This window comes from Aquabacterium sp. (genome assembly GCF_029946005.1).
Taxonomy (GTDB): Bacteria; Pseudomonadota; Gammaproteobacteria; order Burkholderiales; family Burkholderiaceae_C; genus Aquabacterium.
This window is the reverse complement of sequence record NZ_JAQSDR010000039.1, coordinates 67,560-91,747: the sequence shown is the minus strand read 5'-3', so window position 1 is coordinate 91,747 and position 24,188 is coordinate 67,560. Positions and strand designations below refer to the sequence as shown.

The window sequence follows — 24,188 nt, the reverse complement described above, 5'->3', positions numbered from 1 at the left end:
GCGGCCCTGCACGCCTCAGTCGCTTTGCGAAATCTGACCCACATCCCGCATCAGCGGCACATGGCGGCCAGCGGCGGCAGAGTCAGACGGGCTCTTGGCAGTTTTTGCCGAAGAAATTACCATTGACCGCGCTGTTTCCAAGCGCAGTACATGCCTTGTAGCCTCCCCGCGTTTGATGTCTGGGCATGCTGATTGCTGGTGCTAACCATTGCAGTGCCGGAAGTGTCAAGTTGGAGGTCTGAAAACTTGTTTACAGCTCATTTGGATAATTTGTCACAATACAGCCCACGCTAGAAGTACCAGCATGAACCCGAAACCCAAGAAGCGCTCCGGCAACGATACCCAGATTACCCTCGGTGAAGGATGGCGGCAATTTGCCATGCCCCGTGAAGACCTTACTTTCATGGGGACCATTCGCCGTGGCATGGAAATCGGTGCTTTGGCGAAAGACCACGCGGGCGCCTACCTGCTGGTCAATGGCGACATCCGCCAAACCCTGAACAGCAGCCGCGTCGAAGCCAAATTGCGCTCGGCGGTGGTTCGCCATCCCAGGGTGCCCGTGGTTCAGGGCCCCACAGCGGCCGAGCGTGCTGCCGTGGTCGTGGTCGTGAAGCCGCGTCGGCGCATTGTGGTTCCCAGTTGATCATTTCTTCGCATGGCATGCCTCATGCTTGCAAGGACTATGATGCATCACGGGATTTCCCTGTGACAACGACTCAATGGAAAGCAGGTGGCCATGGTCAGGCTGAAGTTTTCCATCTCCTTGAACTACGAGATCAAGGACCCCACGGCTGATTTCATCTTCAATCTGCACGCGGCCCACACCCTCAATCAGACGGTGGTGCAGGAAACCCTCTACGTCAGCCAACCCGTGCCTTTGCAGCACGTGACCGACCACCTGGGCAACCGTTTCACGCGACTGCGGGCAGGCCAAGGGCCGATGATGGTCCGGTATGAGGCCACCGTGGACATCGCTCAGGTGTTTTCATCACCGACCAGCCTGGGCGAAGCGCCCATTTCGCAGTTGCCGATGTCGGTGCTGCCTTACATCTACCCCAGCCGCTACTGCCAGTCAGACCAAATGACGATGCTGGCCACGCGCGAGTTCGGGCACCTGCGGCAAGGGTATGTGCGCGCCCAGGCCATCCAGGACTGGGTGCAGGCGCAGACCAAGTTCACGTCGATGAGCTCCAATTCGAGCACTTCGGCCCTGGATACCTTGAATCAGCACGTGGGCGTGTGCCGCGATTTTGCGCATTTGATGATTGCGTTGTGCCGGGCCGTGAATCTGCCGGCTCGTTTTGCCACCGGCATCGACTATGGTGCCGACCCGGCCCTGGGCCCCACGGATTTTCACGCCTATGTGGAGGTTTTTGTGGGCGGGCGCTGGTACATCTTTGACCCCTCGGGCACGGCCATTCCCATGGGCTTTGTTCGCATTGGCACCGGGCGCGATGCGGTGGACGTGGCGTTTTCCACCATCTTCGGAATGGTGACCTCCGAGTCACCCGTGATCAGCATCATTGCGCTGACCGAGCCTGGCAGCCCCTGGCTCATGCCCTTCCGTTGCACGGACGCTTTGTCCACTGCGGGTGAGCATCCGATGTGAGGTGGTGGTCGTCCCGTAGACTCTCGGCTTTCAGCGTTGACTCCGTGAGGCCCGCGTGTCGAATTCGCACCATCCGCATGACCACTCCCATTCGCAGGATCACCCCCACGGTCACGATCATCCGCACTCGCTGATTTTGTTCAGCCCGGCGGGGGTGGTGGCCAAGGCGCCCGCCGTTCGCCGAGCGGCCAAGCGCCTCAAGGCCTTGGGCTTTGACACCCAGGTTGACGAGTCCGCACTGGCCAAGTACCAGCGCTTTGCCGGTGACGACGAGACTCGTCTGCAGGCCTTGCATCGCATCGCGATAGCGGCCCCCTGCGTGGCCCTGGCCACCCGAGGCGGCTACGGCCTGAGTCGCCTGCTTGACCGCATTGACTGGACGCTGATCGCCGAAAGTGTGGAGCAGGGGACCGCGTGGGTGGGCCACAGCGACATGACAGCCCTGCAACTGGCCGCCTTGGCCCATGGGGCCACCGGCCCCATGAAAGTGGCCTCTCATGTGTCGTCCGGTTTTTGGGCGGGCCCCATGGCCTGCGACGACTTCGGCAACGAAGAGTTGCCCGATGGCGGCGATGACGTCACCCAGGAGTGCTTTGTCGAAGCGGTGACTGGCCTGCTCGAAGGCGTGGGCTTCAGGACCGAGGCGGGCTTTGATGGCTTGGAGGTGACTGGCCGTTTGTGGGGTGGCAACCTGTCCATGGTGCAGGCCCTGCTGGGCACGCCACATTTTCCCAAGGTCAAGGATGGCCTGCTGTTCCTGGAAGACGTCAACGAGCATCCCTACCGCGTCGAGCGCGCCCTGTTGCAGTTGCACCAGGCGGGCATCCTGGACAAACAAAAGGCGATCGTTTTGGGCGACTTCACCAACTTTCGCAAGTCGCCTCTGGACCGGGGTTACAACCTCAAGGCCATGGTCGCTTACCTGCGCACCATCACCAAGACGCCCATCCTGACGGGCCTGCCGTTTGGCCATGTGCCCACCAAGCTGTGCCTGCCCATCGGGCGCAAAGTCCAGATGGTGGCGCAGGGGCGCGATGTGTTCATGATGTGGTGAAGCCGTGAGGCGGGGGCGGCTCTGGGGTGGTGTGTTGGCCTGCTTGCTGGCGGTGTTCGGCCTGGCCGGCTGCAACAACAGCCCCTGGGAGACCGGTGCGGCAGCGGAAAACACCTTGTACTCGGCGGTCAGGGAAAGCTCGCCCCGCCACCTCGATCCCACCGCGTCGTATTGGGCACCTGAGACGCCCTACACCTATCAGATCTACGAGCCACTCTATGGCTACCACTACCTGAAGCGGCCTTACGAGTTGATCGGCAAAGCGGCCGAGGCGGTCTCCCAGCCCCGCTACCTGGACAAGAACGGTCTTGATTTGCCAGACGATGTCCCCGGCGATCAAATCGCAGAAAGCGTCTACGAGATTCGGCTCAAGCCTGGCATCCTGTTCCAGCCCCATCCCTGTTTTGCGCTCGATGAGCAAGGGCGACATCGCTACCACGCGATGAAGCTGGGCGAGCTGGCTGGGCGCTTTTCACCCTTGCAGTTCCAGCACCAGGGCACGCGCGAGTTGGTGGCCGAAGACTATGTGTATGCGTTCAAGCGGCACGCCACCACGCGCATCACCACGCCCATCTTCGGCATTTTCTCCGAGCACGTGATCGGGCTGAAAGACTACCGGGCCCTGGTCAAGAACGAGGATGCCAAGCTGCGCGCGAACCTGGATCCTGCGAGCTTGGACAAGCCGTTTCTGGACTTCAGGCAGTGGCCGCTGGCCGGGGTCACCGCGCCTGAAAAGCACCTGCTGCGCATCCGGCTCAAGGGCAAATACCCCCAGTGGAATTACTGGATGGCCATGACCTTCACGGCCGCCATTCCCTGGGAGGCCGATGCCTTTTACGCCCAGCCCGGCATGGCCACGGTGGGCTTGAGCCTGGACACCTGGCCGGTGGGCACGGGGCCTTACATGATGGTCGAATTCATCAAGGATCGCCGACATGTGCTCAAACGCAACCCCAATTACCGGGGCGAGCCTTACCCTTGTGAAGGCGCCCCGGGTGACAAGGAAGCAGGCTTGCTCAACGATTGCGGCAAGAAAACGCCCTTCATCGACACCCTGGTTTCGACCGTAGAACGAGAAGCGCTGCCGCAAAGGGCCAAGTTCCGCCAGGGTTTTTACGACATTGAGGTGTTCGAGCGCACAGACACCGGCATGGACTACCTGGTGGCCAAGCAAGACTCTGACGAGATCCGCCGCGAGTACGACGCCAAAGGTTTCCGCCTGGACCGCCTGAACGGTGTGGACAGCTACGAGATCGGTTTCAATATGCTGGACCCGGTCATCGGTCATGGCAAGACGCCTGAACAGCAAAACCGCCATCGAAAATTGCGCCAGGCCATCTCCATCGCCATCGATTGGGACGAGTACTCCAAAATCTTTCCCAGCAAGGCGGGCATCTCGGCCATGGGGCCCTTGCCCAAAGCCATTTTTGGTTCTCGAGAAGGGACGCTGGCCGGGGTCAACCTCATCACGCATCGGATAGTGGATGGCCAACCGGTGAGGCGCTCCATTGAAGAGGCCAAAAGATTGATGGTGGAGGCGGGCTACCCCGATGGCCGCGATGTGAAGACCGGCCGACCACTGGTGCTCAACTACGACTTTTATGTGCTGCCCACGCCCGAGCGCAAGGTCGAGATCGACTGGGTGGTGCGCCAGTTCGCCAAGATCGACATCCAGCTCGAAGTGCGCGCCACCGACAACAACCAGTTCCAGGACAAGGTGCGCAAAGGCAAGCACCAGGTCTTCTGGCAAGGCTGGGTGGCCGACTACCCTGATGCCGAGAACTTTCTGTTCTTGCTCTATGGCCCCAATGGCAAGACCCGCTCTGACGGCGAGAGCTATGCCAACTACGACAACCCCGCCTATGACCGGCTTTTCTTCAAGCTCAAGCTGATGGCCGATGGCCCTGAAAAGCAATCGGTCATCGACCAGATGGTCAAGATCGCGCAGGAAGATGCCCCCTGGAGTTTTGGCTATTTTCCGCACGCATCGGCGGCGGTCCAGCACTGGGTCCACAACTCCAAGCCCTCGCTGATGGTGCGTGACCATGGCCGCTACCTGCGCCTGGACTTGGCCGAGCGCCAGCAGCGGCAAGCGCAGTGGAACCAGCCCCTCTGGTGGCCCGTGATCCTGGCGTTGACGGCACTGGCGGGGTTGATTGCCTGGCTTCTTCACAGCCTGAAACGCCGCGATCGCCTTAGCGCGCGCGGCGACCTCATCACCTGAGCCAAGGCGACCCACGATGCTGTCCTACGCCATCCGCCGCCTCGTCTATGCCGCCCTGGTGTTGCTGGGGGTGAACCTGTTCACGTTCTTCTTGTTCTTCACGGTGAACACCCCAGACGACATGGCGCGTTTGAACATCGGCGGCAAGTACATCACGCAAGACGTGATCGAGCATTGGAAGGTCGAGCGCGGCTATGACAAACCGCTGTACTGGAACGACGCCAAACAGGGCACCGAGCGCGCCACGCAAACCATCTTCTGGGAGCGCTCGGTGTCTTTGTTCACCTTGAACTTTGGCCGATCAGATGGTGAAAGCGCCGGCGACATCGGGCTGGAAGTGGGGCGGCGAATGTGGGTGAGCCTGCAGATGGCGGCGCCTCTGTTCATCTTGCAGGTGCTCGTCAGCGTGGCTTTTGCGATGCTCTTGGTGATGTTCAGGCGCACCCGGCTGGATTTGGCGGGGGTGGTGCTGTGCGTGGTGATGTTGTCGATCTCCAGCCTGTTCTATGTGATCGTGGGCCAACTGGTGTTTTCGCGCGTGCTCAAGCTGGTGCCCATTTCGGGTTACATGCCTGGACTGGACGCCATCAAATTTCTGGTGCTGCCCGTGCTGCTGTCGTTGCTGGCGCGGCTGGGTGGCGAGGCCCGCCTGTATCGCGCCATGTTCCTGGAAGAGATGGGCAAGGACTACGTTCGCACCGCGCGCGCCAAGGGCCTGTCCGAGTCAGTGGTGTTGCGGCGGCATGTGCTTCGCAATGCGCTGATCCCCATCATCACCAGCGCGGGGTCCTACTTGCCGTACGTGTTCATGGGCAGCCTGGTGTTCGAAAGCTTTTTTGGCCTGCCCGGCTTGGGCGCCTACGTGATTGAGGCCATCACCAAGCAAGACTTTGCCGTGGTGCGGACCATGGTCTTCCTGGGCTCTTTGCTGTATGTCGCCACCTACGTGTTGATTGACCTGGCCTACACCTGGGCCGATCCGCGCGTGCGGCTGGGTTGAGGAAGGAAGCCACCATGCCCAAGATCGTTTTGCTCTGGACTGATGCGGCCGTGTGGCTGCTGGTGCTGGCCTTGCTGGCCTATGCGTGGGCCGTGGTTCGCAACCCGAACCTGTCGGCCAACTGGCGCAAGGTGTTCCGCGATGCCCCGGCCTTGGCTTCGTCTTTGGTGCTGGCACTGTGCCTGGTGGTGACGCTGGCCGACAGCCTGCACTACCGTCTGCCTTTGCCGCATGCGCAAGGTGCCCCCGACGGTGTGGTGGCCTACGACACCCGCACGCACTCCCTGCTGGACGCGGGCTTGTCAAAGCTGATCGAGTCGCGCGAGGTCACGTATTCGCGCCCGCTGGCTTACGTGAGTTTCACCAAGGAAACCGTGACGGCGGCCGATGGCCGCGTTGAACGGATGGCACCCAGGCTGAAGCACGGCGGTGCGCACCTCACCCGGCCAGAACAGCAATGGCGGCAGGATGTGTTGGTTCGCGCGGGCGTGGGGCTGCTCAAAGGCGCCGCGCTCGCCACCCTCTTGGCGGGCTTGCTGGTGGTGTGCCTGGCCCGCAGCCGCCGATCCACCCTGAGCGAGGCCTTGACCAGTGTGTGGCGCAATGAAGGCGAGATTCCGTGGCGTGCGGCCTTGTGGGCCATTGTTGTGCTCGCCTTGCTGATCGGTGCGGTTACTTCGCTGATGGGTTGGTACCACGTGCTGGGCACCGACACCACCGGCAATGATGTGCTGTATCAGGCTCTGAAAAGCATCCGCACCGCCTTTGTGATCGGATCGCTGGCCACCGTGGCCACCTTGCCCCTGGCCGTCGTGCTGGGCATCATGGCAGGCTACTTTGGTGGCTGGGTGAATGAAGTCATCCAGTACCTGTACACCGTGCTGTCATCGGTGCCCAATGTGCTGTTGATCGCGGCCTGCGTGCTGATGGTGCAGGTCTTCCTGGACACGCACCCGGACCTGTTCGAAACAGCGGTGGAGCGGGCCGACCTCAAGCTGTTTTTGCTGTGCGCGGTGCTGGGCCTGACGGGTTGGGCCGGCTTGTGCCGCCTGCTGCGCGGCGAAACACTCAAGCTGCGCGAGCTGGATTATGTGCAGGCCGCCAGTGCCTTTGGCGTCAGCCACACGCGCATCATGCTGCGCCACATCTTCCCCAACGTGGCCCACCTGATGCTCATCGTCACGGTGCTGGAGTTTTCATCGCTGATCCTTTACGAGGCCGTGCTGTCCTACGTGGGCGTGGGCGTTGATCCCTCGATGAACAGCTTTGGCGGCATGATCAATTTTGCCCGCAAGGAAATGAGCCGCGACCCGGTGGTCTGGTGGTCCTTTGCGGCAGCCTTTGGCTTCATGGTGACCGTGGTGCTGGCCGCCAACCTGTTCGCCGATGGCGTGCGCGATGCCTTCGACCCCCGCGCCCGCAGTTTTCGCCCGCGCCTGGCCGTCCGGCCACCGGCCCCATCCGCACCCTGAGGGCCAGCCCATGTTGCAAACGCAAGACCTCAAGGTGGTGCTGGACGCGGAAACGGGTTTGGTCAAGGCCATTGACGGCTTAAGCCTGGCGATCGAACGCGGCGAGACCTTTGCCCTGGTGGGCGAATCAGGTTGCGGCAAAAGCATGACGGCCTTGGCGCTGATGCGTCTGCTGCCCGAGAACGCCCGCGTCATCGCGGGTGATGTCTTGCTGGACCAGGACAGCCTGCTCGACCTGCCGGAATCGGCCATGCGGCGCGTGCGTGGCGCCCGCGTCGCCATGATCTTCCAGGAGCCTGCCACCAGCCTGAATCCTGTCATGCGGGTTGGCGATCAGATCCTTGAAACGATTCACACCCACACGGCCTTGCGGGGCCAGGCGGCGCAGGCCAAGGCGATTGATTGGTTGGCGCGGGTAGGCATTCCCGCGCCCTCGCGCTGCATGGACCGCTACCCTTTCGAGCTCAGCGGTGGCCAAAAGCAGCGCGTGATGATCGCCATCGCCTTGGGGGCCGAGCCCGATTTCCTGGTCGCCGACGAGCCCACCACCGCGCTCGACGTCACCATTCAAAAGCAGATCCTCGACCTGCTGGTGGATTTGCAGCGTGAGCGCCGCCTGGGTTTGCTGCTCATCACCCACGACCTGGCCGTGGTGTCCGGCATGGCCCACCGGGTGGCCTTGATGTATGCAGGCCAGATCGTGGAAGTGGCACCTGCCGAGCAGTTCTTTCAGCGCCCACGCCACCCGTATGCCGAGTTGTTGCTCAAGGCCCTGCCAGACGCTCACAAGCGTGGTGGTGCGCTGGCGGCCATCAAAGGCAATGTGCCTCCCCTCTGGCTGGAGTTCAAAGGCTGCCGATTCGCGCCACGTTGTCAGCGGGCGCAAAGTCCTTGCCATGAGGAGGCCCCTGAGTTGCTGGCCATCAAGCCCGGCTTGGCCAATCACGAGGTTCGTTGCTTTTTCCCTGCGGGCGCGGACGGTTCAGCCGAAGCAGCCCCTCTCTTGGTTCCACAAGCCTTGGCGTCTCGCGCAGTCGCTGGCCCAGGCACCGAACCCTTGCTGGACGTCCGTCACCTCAGGGTGGTGTACGTGCCGCGCAACGGCCTGTTCTCCCGCGCCAAGCCCACCTTCACCGCGGTGGCTGACGTCTCCTTGCGCGTGCGTGCGGGGCAAACGTTGGCCCTGGTGGGCGAGTCTGGCTGCGGCAAAACCACCTTGGGCCGCGCCATCATGCAGTTGCTGCGCGGTTCGGCCCAGATCCAGGGCCAAGCCTTGCTGAATGGGCAAGACCTCTTCAAGTTGCAAGGGAAGGCTTTGCGCCAGGCCCGCCGCGACATCCAGATCGTTTTCCAGGATCCCTTCGCCTCACTCAACCCGCGATTGCGTGTTCAAGACATCCTGGAAGAGGGCTTGCGCTCTCTGCGTCCGGAATGGCTGCATACGGAGCGACAACAGCGCTTGCGCCTGCTCATGGACCAGGTCGGCCTGCGCCAGGATGCCCTGGACCGCTTCCCCCACGAGTTCTCGGGTGGTCAGCGCCAGCGCCTGGCCATCGCCCGCGCCTTGGCTGTGGAACCCAAGGTGCTGGTGTGCGACGAGCCCACCTCGGCACTCGATGTTTCCGTGCAGGCACAGATCCTGAACCTGCTCAAGCAGTTGCAGGCCGAGCGTGGCTTGGCCTACCTGTTCATCACCCACAACATCGGCGTGGTGGAGTACCTGGCCGATGACGTGGCCGTGATGAGGCGAGGGCAGATTGTCGAAACCGGTCCTGCCCCCGAAGTGCTTGGATCTCCTCGCGATGACTACACCCGAGCCCTGTTGTCGGCGGTGCCTCGCCTGAGCGCAGGCGGGGCGGCCTGATGCGATCTGGCCCTATGGCAGAATCATTCGCATGAGATTCTTCTGGCTGGTTTGTCTTTGGTGCATGTCAACGGGAGCCCATGCTGCCCACGCCTACGCACAGTTCGGCGACATCAAATACCCGCCGGGCTTTGACCACTTCGACTACGTCAACCCTGCCGCGCCCAAAGGTGGTGAGATCTCGCTGGTGGCGCCAGTCCGGGTCAGCATCTTTGACAAATACAACCCCTTCACGCTCAAGGGCTCCGCACCGTCCGGCTTGAGCGAATTGATGTTCGAGTCTTTGCTCACCGGCACCTTTGATCAGCCCACCACCGCTTACGGCCTGCTCGCCGAGGATGTCGCTGTTGCGGCCGATGGCCTGTCTGCCACCTTCAAGCTCAACCCCCTGGCGCGGTTCCACAACGGCGATCCGGTCCTGGCGCTGGACGTCAAAAGCTCCTTCGATCGGTTGATGAGCAAGGAAGCCTCGCCGGTGTACCAGTCGGCCTTCGGCGACATCAAAAGTGTGACCGTGCTCGACCAGCGCACGGTGCGCTTCGACTTCCGGCGTCGCAATGCCGAGCTGCCTTTGGTGGCAGGTTCCGTGCCCGTGTTCAGCCACAAATGGGGCATGGAGGGCGGGAAGCTCAAGCCGTTTGACCAAATGATCATGGACATGCCCATCGCCTCTGGGCCCTACCGCATTGGCCGTGTCAACTTCGGCAAGGACATCACCTACCAGCGCGACCCGGGCTATTGGGCGCAACAGCTCAATGTGCGCAAAGGCCAATACAACTTCGACCGCATCACCTTCAAGATCTACAAAGACAACACCGCTCGCCTGGAGGCGTTCAAGGCGGGTGAGTTCGAGTTCATCCAGTCCAACATCGCGCGCGAATGGGCCCGGGCCTACACCGGGGCCAAGTTCAAGAACGGCGACTTCATCAAGGTGGAGCTGCAACACCGCAATGCGGGCGGCCTGCAATCCTGGTTGTTCAACACCCGAGTGCCCAAGTTCAAGGATGCGCGTGTGCGCGAAGCCGTCGGCCTGGCGATGGACTACGAGTGGATGAACCGGCAGCTCTTCTACAACTCCTACTCGCGGGTGCGGGGTTACTTTGTCGGGGGTGACTTCGAAGCCAAGGGCCTGCCCGGCGCGGACGAGTTGGCCTTGCTGGAACCCTTGCGCCGTCAGTTGCGTCCCGAGGTGTTCACCCAGACGGTGCCGCAACCACCCAACACCACGCCGCAAGGCAGCCTGCGCGCCAACCTGCTCAAAGCGCGCAGCTTGCTGGCCGATGCCGGCTGGACTTACCGTGATGGTGCCCTGCGCAATGCCAAGGGTGATCCATTCCAGATCGAGATCCTGGACGACACCGGACAGGGCGCGTCCATGAGCCGCATCGTCACCCCTTTCATCCAGAACCTGGGCAAGCTGGGCATCGAGGCGCAATTCAAGCTCATCGATTTTTCCCTGTTCCAGAAACGCCTGGACAGCTTCGATTTCGAGATGACCAGTTTGAACCTGCCAGGCAGCCTGTCTCCGGGGGCTGAGTTGATCGACCGCTATGGCAGCAAAGCCGCGGCCACGCCAGGCTCCAGCAACTTCGTGGGCATCAAGGATCCTGCCGTGGATGCCTTGCTTGACCAAGTGGTCACGGCGGTCGACCGGCCCCGGCAAATCGCTGCCTTGCGTGCGCTTGATCGGGTCTTGCGCTTTGAGCACTACAACGTGCCAGCCTGGTACTCGGGTGTGCACCGCGTGGCCTACCGCGCCCACCGATTCGCCCAGCCTGAAGTCAAACCCTTGTACTACAAGGCCGAAGATTGGGCCTTGTCCACCTGGTGGGCCCAACCGGGTAAATGACGCATGTGGGCCTACATCATCAAGCGCTTGTTGCTCATCATCCCCACTTTGCTGGGCGTGCTGACCCTCACCTTCGCGGTGATCCAGTTCGTGCCGGGCGGGCCGGTCGAGCAAATGGTCTCGCAGCTCAAGCAACGCGGTGAAGGTGGCGAAAGCGCCATCTCGCAAGGCGCGGGCTACCGGGGTCGCCAGGGCGTGGACCCGGCCCAAATCGAGGAGATCAAGAAGCTGTATGGCTTTGACAAGCCGGTTCACGAACGCTACGTGACCATGCTGGCCTCCTTTGCCCGCTTTGACCTGGGCAAAAGCTTCTTCCACCACAAGGACGTCTGGGAGTTGGTCAAGGAAAAGCTGCCCGTCTCCATCACCCTGGGCTTGTGGACCTTCGTGCTCAGCTACCTCATCTCCGTGCCTTTGGGCATTGCCAAGGCTGTGCGGGCCGGTAGCCGCTTCGACATGGTGACCAGCCTGATCGTGCTGGTGGGCTATGCCATCCCCGGCTTCGTGCTGGGCGTAGCGCTGCTGGTGCTGTTTGGCGGCGGAAGCTTCCTGGCCTGGTTCCCCCTGCGCGGTTTGACGTCCTCAGGCTGGGAAGACCTCAGCCTGGCGGGCAAGGTGGTGGACTACCTCTGGCACATCGCCTTGCCGGTCACCGCCAGCGTGCTGGGTAGCTTCGCGGTCATCACCATGCTCACCAAGAATGCCTTCCTTGAAGAGATCCGCAAGCAGTACGTGCTGACCGCCCGCGCCAAGGGCTTGAGCGAACGCCAGGTCTTGTGGAAGCACGTGTTCCGCAATGCGCTCATCCCCATCATCACGGGTTTCCCGGCGGCCTTCATCGGCGCCTTCTTCGCGGGTTCGCTCCTGATCGAAACCCTGTTCTCGCTCGATGGCCTGGGCTTGCTGGGCTATGAGTCCGTCATCCGCCGCGACTACCCCGTGGTCTTGGGCACCTTGTACCTGTTCACGCTGATCGGCCTGGTCACCAAGCTCATCAGCGATCTTTGCTATGTGTGGGTCGATCCCCGCGTGAAGTTCGATTGATGGCCACGACCACCGCAACCACCTCGGCATCCCCGGTGTCCTTGTCGCCCTCACGGCGCGCTTGGCTGCGTTTCAAGCAGCAGCGCCTGGGCTACTGGAGCTTCCTGATCTTCGCGGCCTTGCTGGTCATGTGCCTGTTCGCCGATTTGCTCTCCAACGACAAGCCCCTGGTGGCCCGCTACAACGGCCAGTGGTACGTGCCCATCGTCCACAACGTCCCTGAGACCGAGTTTGGTGGCGACTTCGAAACTCCCACCGATTTCCTCGATCCTTTCATCGCTGCGCAGTTCAAGAAGACGCCAGACAATTTCGCCATCTACCCGATCAACCGCTACCACCACTCGACCATCAACTACTTCGCGAAGTCACCCAACCCCTCCGAGCCATCCAGCGACAACTGGCTGGGCACCGATGACCGGGGCCGCGACGTCGTGGCCCGGCTGCTGTATGGCTTTCGGGTGTCCATCGGCTTTGCCCTGGCGCTCACGGCCATTGGGGTGGTGGTGGGCGTGGCAGCCGGTGCGGTTCAAGGCTTCTACGGCGGCAAAACCGACCTGGTCTTCCAGCGTTTCATCGAAATCTGGGGATCGATGCCCGAGCTGTACTTGCTCATCATCTTTGCCGCCATGTTCAATCCGAGCCTGGGGCTGTTACTGGTGCTGCTCAGCCTGTTTGGCTGGATGGGCTTGTCCGACTACGTGCGGGCTGAATTCTTGCGCAATCGCCAACTGGACTATGTTCGTTCGGCGCGCGCCCTGGGCCTGAGCAACTGGCAAATCATCTGGCGCCATGTGCTGCCCAACAGCATGACGCCGGTGGTCACTTTTCTGCCATTCCGCATGAGTGCGGCCATCCTGGCGCTGACCTCGCTGGATTTCTTGGGCCTGGGCGTGCCGCCGGACACCCCCAGCCTGGGAGAACTGCTCGCCCAGGGCAAGAACAACCTCGATGCCTGGTGGATCTCCTTGTCGACCTTCCTGGTGCTCGTGGTCACGCTGTTGCTGCTCACCTTCATGGGCGATGCCTTGCGTGACGCGCTTGACCCTCGCAAGGAGCTGGAGTCGTGAGCGCCGTCAAGCCCCTTCTGTCGGTGCGTGACCTGCGCATCCGCTTTGGCAGCAAGACGGTGGTGCAGGGCGTCAGCTTTGACCTGATGCCCGGTGAGAAGCTGGCGCTGGTGGGTGAATCGGGCTCGGGCAAAACCATCACCGCGCTCAGCTTGCTCAAACTCGTGCCCCAAGCCCACACCGAAGGCTCCGCCGTGCTGGACGTGGTCCCCGATGGGCCCCGCGATTTGCTGGGCCTGTCTGAGCAGCAACTGCGCGGCGTGCGTGGCCGCGATGTGGCCGTGATCTTCCAGGAGCCCATGACGGCGCTCAACCCGCTGTTCACCATTGGCGACCAGATCGCCGAGGTGATCGAGCTGCACGAAGGGCTGTCTAAAAGCGAAGCCTGGCAACGTGCCGTGGCCCTGTTGGCCAGCACCGGTATTCCCGAGCCAGATCGCCGCGCAGGCGCCTACCCGCATCAACTGTCAGGCGGGCAACGCCAGCGCGCCATGATCGCCATGGCCCTGGCCTGCCAGCCCAAGCTGCTGTTGGCCGACGAGCCCACCACCGCCTTGGACGTTACCCTGCGTCAACAGGTGCTGGGCTTGCTGGACGACCTGCAGCGCAGCCACCAGATGGCCGTGCTGATGATCACGCACGACCTCAACTTGGTACGCAACTTCGCCGACCGCGTGGCCGTGATGGAAAAAGGCCTGCTGGTGGAGCAGGGCACGGTCGATGAGGTGTTTGGTAACCCCCAGCACCCTTACACCCGCAAGCTGCTCGACAGCCGACCGCACCGTGATGTGGTCGAGGCTTCGGCCAATGCGGCACCGCAACAGCCTGTGCTCCAGGCCAAACAATTGCGCGTGGGCTACCGCGTGCCCAAACCTGGCTTCAAAGGCTGGTTCAGCCATGGCGAGTATGTCGCCGTCAAATCGGCTGATCTGCAGCTTGCGCCCGGGCAAACTTTGGGCGTGATTGGCGAGTCAGGCTCCGGCAAATCCACCTTGGCCCTGGCCGCCCTGGGCCTGCTGCCCTTTCAAGGCCATCTGCAGATCACCGGCCAAAGCTGGCAGCTCAACGCACGGGCCGACAAGCCGCTCAGGCGCACCATCCAGGTGGTGTTCCAGGATCCCTTTTCCTCACTGTCGCCCCGCATGACGGTGGAAGACCTGGTCACCGAAGGCCTCACCATTCACCACCCCGGCTTGAACCAGGCTCAGCGCCGAACACAGGCCCTGGCCACCCTGGCCGATGTGGGCTTGACCGAAGAGCAGTTTCCTCAACTGCTGGAACGCTATCCCCACGAATTTTCTGGCGGTCAGCGTCAGCGCCTGGCATTGGCCCGGGCCTTGGTGGTCGATCCCCAGGCCCTGGTGCTGGACGAGCCCACCAGCGCGCTCGACGTCACCATTCAGAAGCAGATCCTGTCGCTGTTGCAACGCCTACAGCGCGAGCGAGGCCTGAGCTACCTGCTCATCACCCACGATGTCGAGGTGGTGGCCGCCATGGCGCACCACATCATCGTCATGAAAGACGGCGACATCGTCGAGTCCGGCCCGGCGCTGCAAGTGTTGCAGTCTCCGCGCCATGACTACACCCGGGCCTTGCTGGCGGCAGTGCCAGCGCGGGCCGTGATCAAGTCCTGATGCTGGCGAGCATCTCGCGGCCCAAAGCCTCGGCCACCTCGATCCCATCCACGCCAGCGGACATGATGCCGCCCGCATACCCAGCGCCTTCACCAGCCGGGTACAAGCCCTTGACGTTCAGGCTCTGGAAATCCTTGCCGCGCGTGATCCGCAATGGTGACGAGGTGCGTGTCTCCACCCCCGTCAGCACCGCGTCCGGCATTGAGAAGCCTTTGATCTGCTTTTCAAAGGCGGGCAGGGCTTCACGGATGGCGGCCAGGGCGTAGTCAGGCAAGCTGCCATTGCCTGTCTGGGCCAAGTCGGTCAGGTGCACGCCCGGCTTGTACGACGGCTGCACGCTGCCCAAGGCCGTGCTGGGCCTGCCCTTGATGAAGTCGCCCACCAATTGGCCTGGCGCCGCATAGGTGCTGCCGCCCAAGTCGTAAGCGCGCGACTCCCAGAAGCGCTGAAAAGCCATGCCGTCCAGCGGGCTCACGGGGCCGTCGGTCAAGCCATCTTGCCGATAGTCTTGCGGTGTGATGCCCACCACGATGCCCGCGTTGGCATTGCGCTCATTGCGTGAATACTGGCTCATGCCATTGGTCACCACGCGCCCTGGCTCGGACGTGGCCGCCACCACCGTGCCGCCGGGGCACATGCAAAAGCTGTAGACGGCCCGCCCATTGCTGGCATGGTGCACCAGCTTGTAGTCGGCGGCGCCCAGGATCTCATTGCCCGCGCTCGGGCCAAAGCGGGCGCGGTCGATGAGTCCTTGCGGGTGCTCAATGCGGTAGCCGATCGAAAAGGGTTTGGCCTCCATGTAGACACCGCGTTCGTGCAGCATCGTGAAGGTGTCGCGGGCACTGTGTCCCAGCGCCAGCACGACATGGTCTGATCGCAAGGCCGCCCCCGATGCCAGGGTCACGCCGCGGATGTGCCCATCTTCGATCAGCACGTCGGTCACCCGTTGCTGGAATCGAATCTCACCGCCCAGGGCCTCGATGTCCGCGCGCATCTTCTCGACTATGCTCACCAGGCGGAAGGTGCCGATGTGCGGCTTGCTGACGAACAGGATTTCTTCGGGTGCGCCAGCTTTCACGAACTCGGTCAGCACCTTGCGCGTCAGGTGGCGGGGGTCGCTGATCTGGCTCCACAACTTGCCATCGGAGAAGGTGCCCGCGCCACCTTCACCAAACTGCACGTTCGATTCGGGATTCAGAACGCTTTGCCGCCACAGGCCCCAAGTGTCCTTGGTGCGCTCGCGCACTTCCTTGCCACGCTCCAGCACGATTGGCCGCAAGCCCATCTGGGCCAGGATCAGCGCGGCAAAGATCCCGCACGGCCCGAAGCCGATGACCAGAGGGCGAGGGCGTTGATCGGCAAAAAAGTCTGCAGGCGCGTGCCCCACGAAGTGGTAACTGGTGTCGGGCGTGGGCCGCACATGCTGATCAGCGCTGAATTGCGCCAGCACGGCTGCTTCATTGCGCAACTCGCAGTCCACGGTGTAGATGAGCACCACGGCGGATTTTTTTCGCGCGTCGTAGCTGCGCTTGAACACCGTGAACGCGGCCAGGTCGGCATCGTCGATGCCCAGCCTGGCCACCACCGCCGGGCGCAAGGCGTCCTCGGTGTGGTTCAGGGGTAGTCGAAGTTCAGTGAGTCTCAGCATGGTCGCAGTCGGTGGGCCAGGGCAATTGGCCAGAACCGCGCATTTTACGGGCCTGGCGTCACTCCGTGCCGTTGCCCATGCCACTCATGGCGTGGCTGAAGCCGCCATCGACGTAGGTGATTTCGGCCGTCACCCCAGCGGCCAGGTCGGACATCATGAAAGCAGCCACATTGCCCACATCCTCAATGGTCACATTGCGGCGCGCAGGCGCACTTTGCTCGACCACGTCCAAAATCTGCCGAAATCCCTTGATCCCTGACGCGGCCAGGGTTTTGATCGGCCCGGCGGAAATGCCGTTCACCCGGATGCCCTTGGGGCTCAGACTGGCGGCCGTGTAGCGCACGCTGGCTTCCAGCGAGGCCTTGGCCAAGCCCATGGTGTTGTAATTGGGCACAATCCGTTCTGACCCCAAATACGTGAGCGTCAGCAGCGCGGCGGTGCTGTTGAGGTAGGGCAGGGCAGCTTTGGCCATGGCCGGGAAGCTGTAGCTGGAGATGTCGTGCGCAATGCGGAACGACTCGCGCGAGAGGCCTTCCAGGAAGTCGCCCGCGATGGCCTCCTTGGGGGCAAAACCGATGGAATGCACGAATCCATCGAAGGTGGGCCAGGTTTTGGCGATGTCGCTGAACATGGCAGTGATCTGCTCGTCGCTGGCCACATCGCAGTCAAAAATCATGCTGGAGCCAAACTCCTTGGCGAATTCGGTGGTGCGCTCCTTGAAGCGTTCGCCCACATAGCTGAAAGCCAGCTCGGCGCCTTCGCGGTGGCAGGCCTTGGCAATGCCGTAGGCGATGGAGCGGTTGGACAACAGTCCCGTGATCAACAGACGTTTGCCGGCGAGAAAGCCCATGGAGTCTCCAGTGTCAGTGCTAAACCAGCGCGGATTCTGTCATGCCACGAGAGCGGAGCGGTAAATTCCGGGCACAACCCTTGCTGACGGGTCCGGGTGAGGCTAGAATACCGGCTTCGCTGATTACGTCAGGTGGGCGGATGACTCCAGCCCATTTTTTTCGCTTGTCATTTTTTGATCGGCTTTGATTCTGCCTAAAAACAGGGTTTCAAGTCGGTCCCAGATTGCGTATTGAGAGTTGATGAGTTTGGTCAAAGCTGTTGAAAACACCGTGACTGGTTTAGGTTACGAGTTGGTGGATTGCGAGCGCACCCCGCAGGGGCTGCTGTGCGTGTACATCGACCGCCTGCCTGATGGTGTGTACGACTTGCCGGGCGAATACGTCACGGTGGAAGACTGTGAAAAGGTCAACCGCCAGCTTCAATATGCGCTGGAAGTGGTCAATGTCGATTACAGCCGCCTGGAGGTTTCGTCGCCAGGGCTGGATCGGCCATTGAGGACATCTGCGCATTTCGAGCGTTTCGCTGGCGTCGAAGTCGAGGTGTCTCTGAAGGTTCCATTCCAGGGCCGCAAGAACTATCGTGGTGTTCTTGAGGCGGTCGAGGTGCCTGAAGGTGAAGCAGCTCCCGAGGGTGGATCCTGGCAACTGGTTTTCCAGGTGGGCGAAGGCAAGAACGCAGTAGAGCAAGCATTGGGTTTCACGCTCGATGAAGTCCGCGACGCACGACTCGTGCCCGTGGTGGACTTCAAAGGACGAGGCCGCCGGGTGGCAACCCCGGAGGCTGGTGAAGTAGCCGTGGATGAGGCGCAAGATCTCGGAGGTCAGAAAAAATGAACCGCGAATTGTTGATGTTGGTTGATGCGATTGCGCGCGAAAAAAGCGTGGAACGCGACATCGTGTTTGGAGCTGTTGAATCGGCACTGGCTTCGGCCACCAAGAAGCTGTATAGCGGCGAGGTGGACATCCGTGTCGCCGTTGACCGCGAAGATGGCAACTACGAAACTTTCCGTCGTTGGCACGTTGTGCCCAACGAGGCTGGTCTGCAACTGCCCGACGCAGAAATCCTGCTGTTCGAAGCCCAGGAGCAGATCGAAGACATCGAAGTCGATGATTACATCGAAGAGTCGATCGAATCCATGCCGATTGGCCGCATTGGTGCTCAAGCCGCCAAGCAGGTCATTCTGCAAAAGATCCGCGATGCCGAACGCGAGCAGCTGCTGAACGACTTCCTGTCGCGTGGCGACAAGATTTTCGTGGGCACCGTCAAGCGCATGGACAAGGGCGATGTGATCGTCGAGTCCGGTCGCGTTGAGGGCCGCCTCAAGCGCAGCGAGATGATCCCCAAAGAGAATCTCCGCGCCGCCGACCGCGTCCGTGCCTACATCCTGGGTGTGGACTCTGCCGTGCGTGGCCCGCAGATCATGCTGTCGCGCAGCGCCCCTGATTTCATGATCGAGCTGTTCCGCCAGGAAGTGCCCGAGATCGAACAAGGCCTGCTCGAGATCAAGAGCTGTGCCCGTGACGCCGGTTCGCGCGCCAAGATCGCTGTGCTGTCGCATGACAAGCGTGTTGATCCGATCGGCACCTGCGTTGGCGTGCGTGGTTCGCGCGTCACCGCCGTGACCAACGAATTGGCCGGCGAGCGTGTCGACATCGTCTTGTGGTCTGAAGATCCGGCCCAATTTGTGATTGGTGCGCTGGCCCCGGCCAACGTGCAATCCATCTTCGTGGACGAAGAAAAGCACGCCATGGACGTGGCCGTGGACGAGGAAAACCTCGCCATTGCCATCGGCCGTGGTGGCCAGAACGTGCGCCTGGCGTCAGAATTGACGGGCTGGCGCATCAACATCATGACGAAGGAAGAATCGGCGCAAAAGCAAGCCGTTGAAACCGACGTCATCCGCAAGCTCTTCGTCGACAAGCTCGACGTGGACGAGGAAGTGGCCGAGATCCTGATCGCCGAAGGCTTCACCAGCCTTGAAGAGGTGGCCTACGTGCCACTGCAGGAAATGTTGGAAATCGAATCGTTTGACGAAGACACGGTCAATGAGTTGCGCACCCGCGCAAAAGACTCACTGCTGACCATGGAAATCGCCAAGGAAGAAGAAGTCGAGACTTTGTCGGAAAATCTGAGGGGTCTGGATGGCCTGACCTCGGAGTTGATCACCAAATTGGCGGAAGCCGGGATTCACACCCGTGACGACCTGGCCGATCTGGCCGTCGACGAGCTGACCGAAATCACGGAGGTGGGCGATGAACAAGCCCGCGCCTTGATCATGAAGGCTCGTGAACACTGGTTTGCCTGATCATCCGCCCGCACTCGACCTCTCATTTAGCAAGTACATCGCAAGGATTAACACAATGGCCGTGACCACCGTCGCACAACTCGCCGCGGAGCTCAATCGCCCGGCAGCGACACTGCTGGAGCAGCTGCATTCAGCGGGCGTGCCGAAAGCTTCGCACGAAGACGTGCTCACGGAGGCCGACAAAGAGCGCCTGCTGGACCACCTTCGCCATGCCCACGGATCGGCCGCGGCTGATCGCAAGAAGATTACCCTGACCCGCAAGTCGACCACCGAAATCAAGCAGGCAGATGCCTCGGGCAAAGCCCGCACCATCCAGGTCGAAGTGCGCAAGAAGCGCACTTTCGTCAAGCGCGATGATGTCGGTGGCGCCGAGGAGGCAGTTCCTGAAATCGACGAAGCTGATTTGCAGCGTCGCGAAGAAGAAGCTCGTCAGGAAGTCGAAGCCCTGCGTGCGCAGGAGGAGGCCCTGAACGAACAGCGTCGCCAGCGCGAAGAGCAAGAGCGCATCCAGCGTGAAGTGGCCGAGGCTGCGCAAGCCAAGGCTGCCGAAGAGGCCGCGCGCTCTGCACAAGACACTGCCCAGCAAACCACGCAGCAAGAGGCTGTGGCCCGCCGCGCTGCGCAAGAAGCTGCAGCAAGGGCCGAGTCCGCTGCGCTGACCGCGTCATCCAAGAACCGCAATACCCGCAAGACTGCAGCGGTGGTGGCCGAAGTAGTCGCCGCGCCTGTGGTGGCGCTGGCTGAAGGTGGCGATGGCGCAGATGGTTCTTCTGTCGAGATAAGCACGACGGCGCCTACGGTAGTGACTACCGTCCCCGCCGCAGCGGCTGCTTCGGCGACGGCTGCTGCTGCGCCAGTCAAGCCCTCCGGTGTCCGCGTGGTCAAGGCCGCGACGATCGAAGCGGAAGAAAAGCAACGCATTGCCGATCTGGCAGGCCGCCGCAAGGCTGCCGAAGACGAAGCCGCCGCGATTCGCGCCATGATGTCCGCGCCTCGCAAGGTGTTGACCGCGGCCAAGCCTGTCGAGCCACCCAAAGTAGCTGAAGCGAACAAGGAAGGCATCAAGGGCACCATTCACAAGCCCAAGGGCGCGCCTGGTGCGCCCGCAGCACCCGGTGCCGCTAAGCCTGGCGACAAGAAGTCCGTCAAGTCCGAAAAGCTCTCATCGAGCTGGGCGGATGACGCCAAGAAGCGTGCCGCCGCTGGCAACAAGGGCCCTGCAGGCCGTCCTGGTGGTGCCAATGGTTGGCGTGCGCCGGGTGGCCGTGGTGGCCGCCGTGGTGACAACCGCAACAGCGATCACCAGTCCAACTTCGTCGCTCCGAGCGAGCCGCAAGTCATTGAAGTGCATGTGCCCGAAACCATCAGCGTGGCCGATCTGGCGCACAAGATGTCGGTCAAGGCTTCCGAAGTCATCAAGCACTTGATGAAGCTGGGTCAGATGGTCACCATTAACCAGCAGCTTGACCAGGAAACCGCCATGATCCTCGTCGAGGAACTGGGCCATACCGCAGTCGCTGCCAAGCTGGACGATCCGGACGCCTTCCTCGAAGAAGAACACGCCGCTCAAACTGGCGAAATGTTGCCCCGCGCGCCTGTGGTCACGGTCATGGGTCACGTTGACCACGGCAAGACCTCGCTGCTGGACTACATCCGCACCAGCCGCGTGGCGGCCGGTGAAGCAGGTGGTATCACGCAGCACATTGGTGCGTACCACGTTGACACGCCTCGCGGCATGATCACCTTCCTGGACACCCCAGGCCACGAGGCCTTCACGGCCATGCGTGCCCGCGGTGCCAAGGCCACCGACATCGTCATCCTGGTGGTGGCGGCGGACGACGGCGTGATGCCGCAGACCAAGGAAGCCATCCACCATGCCAAGGCGGCTGGGGTGCCGATCGTGGTCGCGATCAACAAGATCGACAAGCCCGATTCCAACCTCGAACGCGTCAAGCAAGAGTTGGTGGGTGAGCAAGTCGTGCCTGAAGAATACGGTGGTGATTCACCCTTCGTGCTGGTGTCGGCCAAGACCGGTCAAGGCATCGATGCCTTGCTGGAACAAGTGCTGCTGCAGGCCGAAGTGCTGGAACTCAAGGCGCCGACCGAAGCCATGGCCAAGGGCCTGGTCATCGAAGCGCGCCTGGACAAGGGCCGTGGTCCTGTCGCGACCGTGCTGATTCAAACCGGCACGCTCAAGCGCGGTGACGTGGTCCTGGCCGGTGCAAGCTACGGCCGTGTTCGTGCCATGCTGGACGAGAACGGCAAGCCCATCGCCGAGGCTGGCCCGTCCATCCCCGTTGAAATCCAGGGCCTGACCGAAGTGCCTTTGGCAGGCACCGAATTCATGGTGCTGAGTGACGAACGCCGTGCCCGTGAAATCGCGACCTTCCGCCAAGGCCGTTACCGCGACGTCAAGCTGTCCAAGCAACAAGCCGCCAAGCTCGAGAACATGTTCGAGAACATGGGCCAAGGCGAAGTGCAAAGCTTGCCGCTCATCATCAAGGCCGACGTGCAAGGCTCTCAAGAAGCCTTGGGTCAGTCCTTGCTCAAACTGTCAACGCCCGAGATCAAGGTGCAGATCGTTCATGCCGCCGTGGGTGGCATCAGCGAGTCCGACGTCAACCTGGCCATCGCCTCCAAGGCGGTGCTGATTGGCTTCAACACCCGTGCGGACGCTGGCGCTCGCAAGCTGGCCGAGCACAACGGCGTGGACATCCGCTACTACAACATCATTTACGACGCCGTGGATGAAGTGAAGGCGGCGATGTCGGGCATGTTGGCGCCCGAGCTGCGCGAAGAAGTCATCGGTTCTGCCGAGATCCGCCAGGTGTTCATCGCATCGAAGATCGGCACGATCGCGGGTTGCATGGTCTTGTCCGGCGTGGTCCGCCGCAGTGCGCGTCTGCGTCTGCTGCGCGAAAACGTGGTCATCTACACTGGCGAACTCGACGGCCTCAAGCGCTTCAAGGACGACGTCAAGGAAGTCAAGGAAGGCTTCGAGTGCGGCCTCAACCTCAAGGGCTACAACGACATCAAGGAAGGCGATGTCCTGGAGTTCTTCGAAATCAAGGAAGTCGCCCGCACCTTGTAAGGCATTCACGTGCCTTCGGGCCCGACCCGCGACCCCGCCCACCCCAGGCGGGGTTCGTGCTTGAGGGCCTGTGCTTCAGGAGTTCACCATGCGCCATAAAAAATCAGCTCCCAACCGCAGCCACCGCGTCTCTGACCAGATTCAGCGCGATGTGGCTGAGCTCATCCGCGATCTGAAGGATCCGCGCATCGGCATGATCACGATCAACCATGTTGATGTGACTCCCGACTACGCCCACGCCAAGGTGTTTTTCTCGGTGCTGACCGGTGATTCGCAAGCTTGCGAGCTTGCCTTGAACGAAGCCGCGGGTTTTGTCCGCAACGGCTTGTTCAAGCGCCTGCAGATCCACACCGTGCCGACCTTGCATTTCCACTTTGACCGCACCACCGAACGCGCGGCCGAGCTCAGTGCCTTGATCACCAAGGCTGTGAACGACAAGGCCAAGGACGCTGAGCCGGATGCCCCCCAAGAAGGCAAAGAGGCCCAGCCCGAATGAACACCCGGCCCCCGCGTCAACCGCGTCGCGCTCTGCACGGCGTCATCTTGCTGGACAAGCCTTTGGGCCTGTCAAGCAATGACGCCTTGCAGAAAGTGCGCCGCCTGATGCGCGCCGAAAAAGCGGGCCACACCGGCACGCTGGACCCTTTGGCCACGGGCTTGTTGCCCCTGTGCTTCGGGGCCGCCACCAAGTTTTCGCAGGTGTCTTTGGACGCCGACAAGGCCTACCGCGCCACGCTCAAGCTGGGCCAAACCACCACCACGGGTGATGGCGAAGGGCAGATTGTTCATGAGCGACCAGTTCAAGTCGATGACGCCGCCATTGCCCGAGCATGCGCCGCCATGACTGGCGAGATTGACCAGGTGCCACCCATGCACTCAGCGCTCAAGCATGAAGGCCGCGCCCTGTACGAATACGCCCGTGAAGGCATCGAGATCGAGCGCCCTTCGCGCCGCATCACCATTCACGCCATTGACATCGTCGAATGGCAAGCTGACAGTCTCACGCTGGACGTGCGTTGCAGCAAAGGCACCTACATCCGCACCCTGGCCGAGTCCATCGGCGAGCACCTGGGTTGTGGCGCCTACCTGCAAGGCCTGCGCCGCACAGGCAGTGGCGGCACGACGCTCGAAGGCGCCGTGACCCTGGAAGCCCTGCAAGCCATGACCGAAACCGAGCGCGACACCCACCTGCAAGCTGCCGACGTGCTCTTGTCCGATTGGCCCGCCGTGGTCCTGGACGAAAGCGAAGCCGGTCGCTTCCTGACCGGCTTGCGCCGCCGGGTGAAGCTGGACGACGCTCCCCAAGTTCGGGTCTACGGACCCAACCCCTCGGCCGCCAACGGCCAGTTGCCCCGGGTGTTGCTGGGCAGCGCCCACATCAAGGCCGGTGAATTGATCCCGACCCGTTTACTCAGCCCTGCCGAAGTGCAGGGTCTGTTGACCCCAGTTCTTTGATTTCAGACCAGTGAGCCTCG

The 24,188-nt window shown here is 61.9% G+C and carries 18 protein-coding genes; 16 read left to right on the top strand and 2 right to left on the bottom strand.

What is annotated here, in order from left to right; genetic code table 11:
- Positions 1-304 precede the first annotated feature (304 nt).
- From PSV38_RS19300 to PSV38_RS19250, 11 genes are all read left to right on the top strand, one after another.
- Positions 305-643 carry a hypothetical protein gene (locus tag PSV38_RS19300; RefSeq protein ID WP_300550397.1) on the top strand — a complete coding sequence of 113 codons (339 nt, stop codon included), beginning with the start codon at positions 305-307 and terminating at the stop codon, positions 641-643.
- A 93-nt stretch (positions 644-736) separates the two neighbouring features.
- Positions 737-1,609: a transglutaminase family protein gene (locus PSV38_RS19295; protein WP_300550396.1), complete on the top strand. Its 873-nt coding sequence runs from the start codon at positions 737-739 to the stop codon at positions 1,607-1,609.
- 55 nt (positions 1,610-1,664) lie between these two features.
- Complete coding sequence (locus PSV38_RS19290; RefSeq protein WP_300550394.1) at positions 1,665-2,663, top strand: LD-carboxypeptidase; 999 nt, start codon at positions 1,665-1,667, stop codon at positions 2,661-2,663.
- Between the two features lie 34 nt (positions 2,664-2,697).
- A complete protein-coding gene (locus PSV38_RS19285; RefSeq protein WP_300550393.1) occupies positions 2,698-4,887 on the top strand; it encodes an ABC transporter substrate-binding protein in 2,190 nt (729 codons plus the stop codon).
- A 16-nt stretch (positions 4,888-4,903) separates the two neighbouring features.
- Positions 4,904-5,887: an ABC transporter permease gene (locus PSV38_RS19280; protein ID WP_300550391.1), complete on the top strand. Its 984-nt coding sequence runs from the start codon at positions 4,904-4,906 to the stop codon at positions 5,885-5,887.
- Positions 5,888-5,901: 14 nt separating this feature from the next.
- Positions 5,902-7,359: an ABC transporter permease gene (locus tag PSV38_RS19275; protein ID WP_300550389.1), complete on the top strand. Its 1,458-nt coding sequence runs from the start codon at positions 5,902-5,904 to the stop codon at positions 7,357-7,359.
- Between the two features lie 10 nt (positions 7,360-7,369).
- Entirely contained in the window at positions 7,370-9,223 is a 1,854-nt protein-coding gene (locus PSV38_RS19270; RefSeq protein ID WP_300550387.1) for an ABC transporter ATP-binding protein, read from the top strand.
- A 64-nt stretch (positions 9,224-9,287) separates the two neighbouring features.
- Positions 9,288-11,072: an extracellular solute-binding protein gene (locus tag PSV38_RS19265; protein ID WP_300550385.1), complete on the top strand. Its 1,785-nt coding sequence runs from the start codon at positions 9,288-9,290 to the stop codon at positions 11,070-11,072.
- Between the two features lie 3 nt (positions 11,073-11,075).
- Entirely contained in the window at positions 11,076-12,116 is a 1,041-nt protein-coding gene (gene yejB / locus PSV38_RS19260) for a microcin C ABC transporter permease YejB (protein WP_300550383.1), read from the top strand.
- Entirely contained in the window at positions 12,116-13,183 is a 1,068-nt protein-coding gene (locus PSV38_RS19255) for an ABC transporter permease (RefSeq protein WP_300550382.1), read from the top strand. Before yejB ends, PSV38_RS19255 begins: the two co-directional genes overlap by 1 nt.
- A complete protein-coding gene (locus PSV38_RS19250) occupies positions 13,180-14,817 on the top strand; it encodes a dipeptide ABC transporter ATP-binding protein (RefSeq protein ID WP_300550380.1) in 1,638 nt (545 codons plus the stop codon). Before PSV38_RS19255 ends, PSV38_RS19250 begins: the two co-directional genes overlap by 4 nt.
- Here PSV38_RS19250 and PSV38_RS19245 read toward each other — a convergent pair.
- Positions 14,807-16,465, bottom strand: coding sequence for an NAD(P)/FAD-dependent oxidoreductase (locus PSV38_RS19245; protein ID WP_300550378.1), 1,659 nt, complete (start codon positions 16,463-16,465; stop codon positions 14,807-14,809). The genes PSV38_RS19250 and PSV38_RS19245 overlap by 11 nt on opposite strands.
- Before the next feature lie 58 nt (positions 16,466-16,523).
- Positions 16,524-17,315 (bottom strand): enoyl-ACP reductase FabI, encoded by a 792-nt coding sequence (gene fabI, locus PSV38_RS19240; protein WP_300550376.1) that lies wholly within the window; start codon positions 17,313-17,315, stop codon positions 16,524-16,526.
- A 241-nt stretch (positions 17,316-17,556) separates the two neighbouring features.
- Here fabI and rimP point away from each other — a divergent pair, with 241 nt between their 5' ends.
- The 5 genes from rimP (at position 17,557) to truB (ending at position 24,168) form a co-directional block, all read left to right on the top strand.
- Positions 17,557-18,150 carry a ribosome maturation factor RimP gene (gene rimP, locus PSV38_RS19235; protein ID WP_300550374.1) on the top strand — a complete coding sequence of 198 codons (594 nt, stop codon included), beginning with the start codon at positions 17,557-17,559 and terminating at the stop codon, positions 18,148-18,150.
- Entirely contained in the window at positions 18,147-19,622 is a 1,476-nt protein-coding gene (gene nusA / locus PSV38_RS19230; protein WP_300550372.1) for a transcription termination factor NusA, read from the top strand. The genes rimP and nusA overlap by 4 nt, the downstream gene beginning before the upstream one ends.
- Positions 19,623-19,677: 55 nt before the next feature.
- Positions 19,678-22,713, top strand: a complete 3,036-nt coding sequence (gene infB, locus PSV38_RS19225) for a translation initiation factor IF-2 (protein WP_300550371.1) — start codon at positions 19,678-19,680, stop codon at positions 22,711-22,713.
- A gap of 88 nt (positions 22,714-22,801) precedes the next feature.
- The gene (rbfA, locus tag PSV38_RS19220) at positions 22,802-23,209 is read left to right on the top strand and encodes a 30S ribosome-binding factor RbfA (protein ID WP_300550369.1); all 408 of its coding nucleotides are present in this window, start codon (positions 22,802-22,804) and stop codon (positions 23,207-23,209) included.
- Positions 23,206-24,168, top strand: coding sequence for a tRNA pseudouridine(55) synthase TruB (truB, locus tag PSV38_RS19215; RefSeq protein ID WP_300550367.1), 963 nt, complete (start codon positions 23,206-23,208; stop codon positions 24,166-24,168). The genes rbfA and truB overlap by 4 nt, the downstream gene beginning before the upstream one ends.
- Positions 24,169-24,188: the final 20 nt, after the last annotated feature.

Coding starts and splice junctions, on each gene's coding strand:
- PSV38_RS19300 (WP_300550397.1), top strand. CDS start 305: ATGAACCCGAAACCCAAGAAGCGCTCCGGCAACGATACCCAGATTACC.
- PSV38_RS19295 (WP_300550396.1), top strand. CDS start 737: ATGGTCAGGCTGAAGTTTTCCATCTCCTTGAACTACGAGATCAAGGAC.
- PSV38_RS19280 (WP_300550391.1), top strand. CDS start 4,904: ATGCTGTCCTACGCCATCCGCCGCCTCGTCTATGCCGCCCTGGTGTTG.
- PSV38_RS19275 (WP_300550389.1), top strand. CDS start 5,902: ATGCCCAAGATCGTTTTGCTCTGGACTGATGCGGCCGTGTGGCTGCTG.
- PSV38_RS19270 (WP_300550387.1), top strand. CDS start 7,370: ATGTTGCAAACGCAAGACCTCAAGGTGGTGCTGGACGCGGAAACGGGT.
- PSV38_RS19265 (WP_300550385.1), top strand. CDS start 9,288: ATGTCAACGGGAGCCCATGCTGCCCACGCCTACGCACAGTTCGGCGAC.
- yejB (WP_300550383.1), top strand. CDS start 11,076: ATGTGGGCCTACATCATCAAGCGCTTGTTGCTCATCATCCCCACTTTG.
- PSV38_RS19255 (WP_300550382.1), top strand. CDS start 12,116: ATGGCCACGACCACCGCAACCACCTCGGCATCCCCGGTGTCCTTGTCG.
- PSV38_RS19245 (WP_300550378.1), bottom strand. CDS start 16,465: ATGCTGAGACTCACTGAACTTCGACTACCCCTGAACCACACCGAGGAC.
- fabI (WP_300550376.1), bottom strand. CDS start 17,315: ATGGGCTTTCTCGCCGGCAAACGTCTGTTGATCACGGGACTGTTGTCC.
- rimP (WP_300550374.1), top strand. CDS start 17,557: ATGAGTTTGGTCAAAGCTGTTGAAAACACCGTGACTGGTTTAGGTTAC.
- nusA (WP_300550372.1), top strand. CDS start 18,147: ATGAACCGCGAATTGTTGATGTTGGTTGATGCGATTGCGCGCGAAAAA.
- infB (WP_300550371.1), top strand. CDS start 19,678: ATGGCCGTGACCACCGTCGCACAACTCGCCGCGGAGCTCAATCGCCCG.
- rbfA (WP_300550369.1), top strand. CDS start 22,802: ATGCGCCATAAAAAATCAGCTCCCAACCGCAGCCACCGCGTCTCTGAC.
- truB (WP_300550367.1), top strand. CDS start 23,206: ATGAACACCCGGCCCCCGCGTCAACCGCGTCGCGCTCTGCACGGCGTC.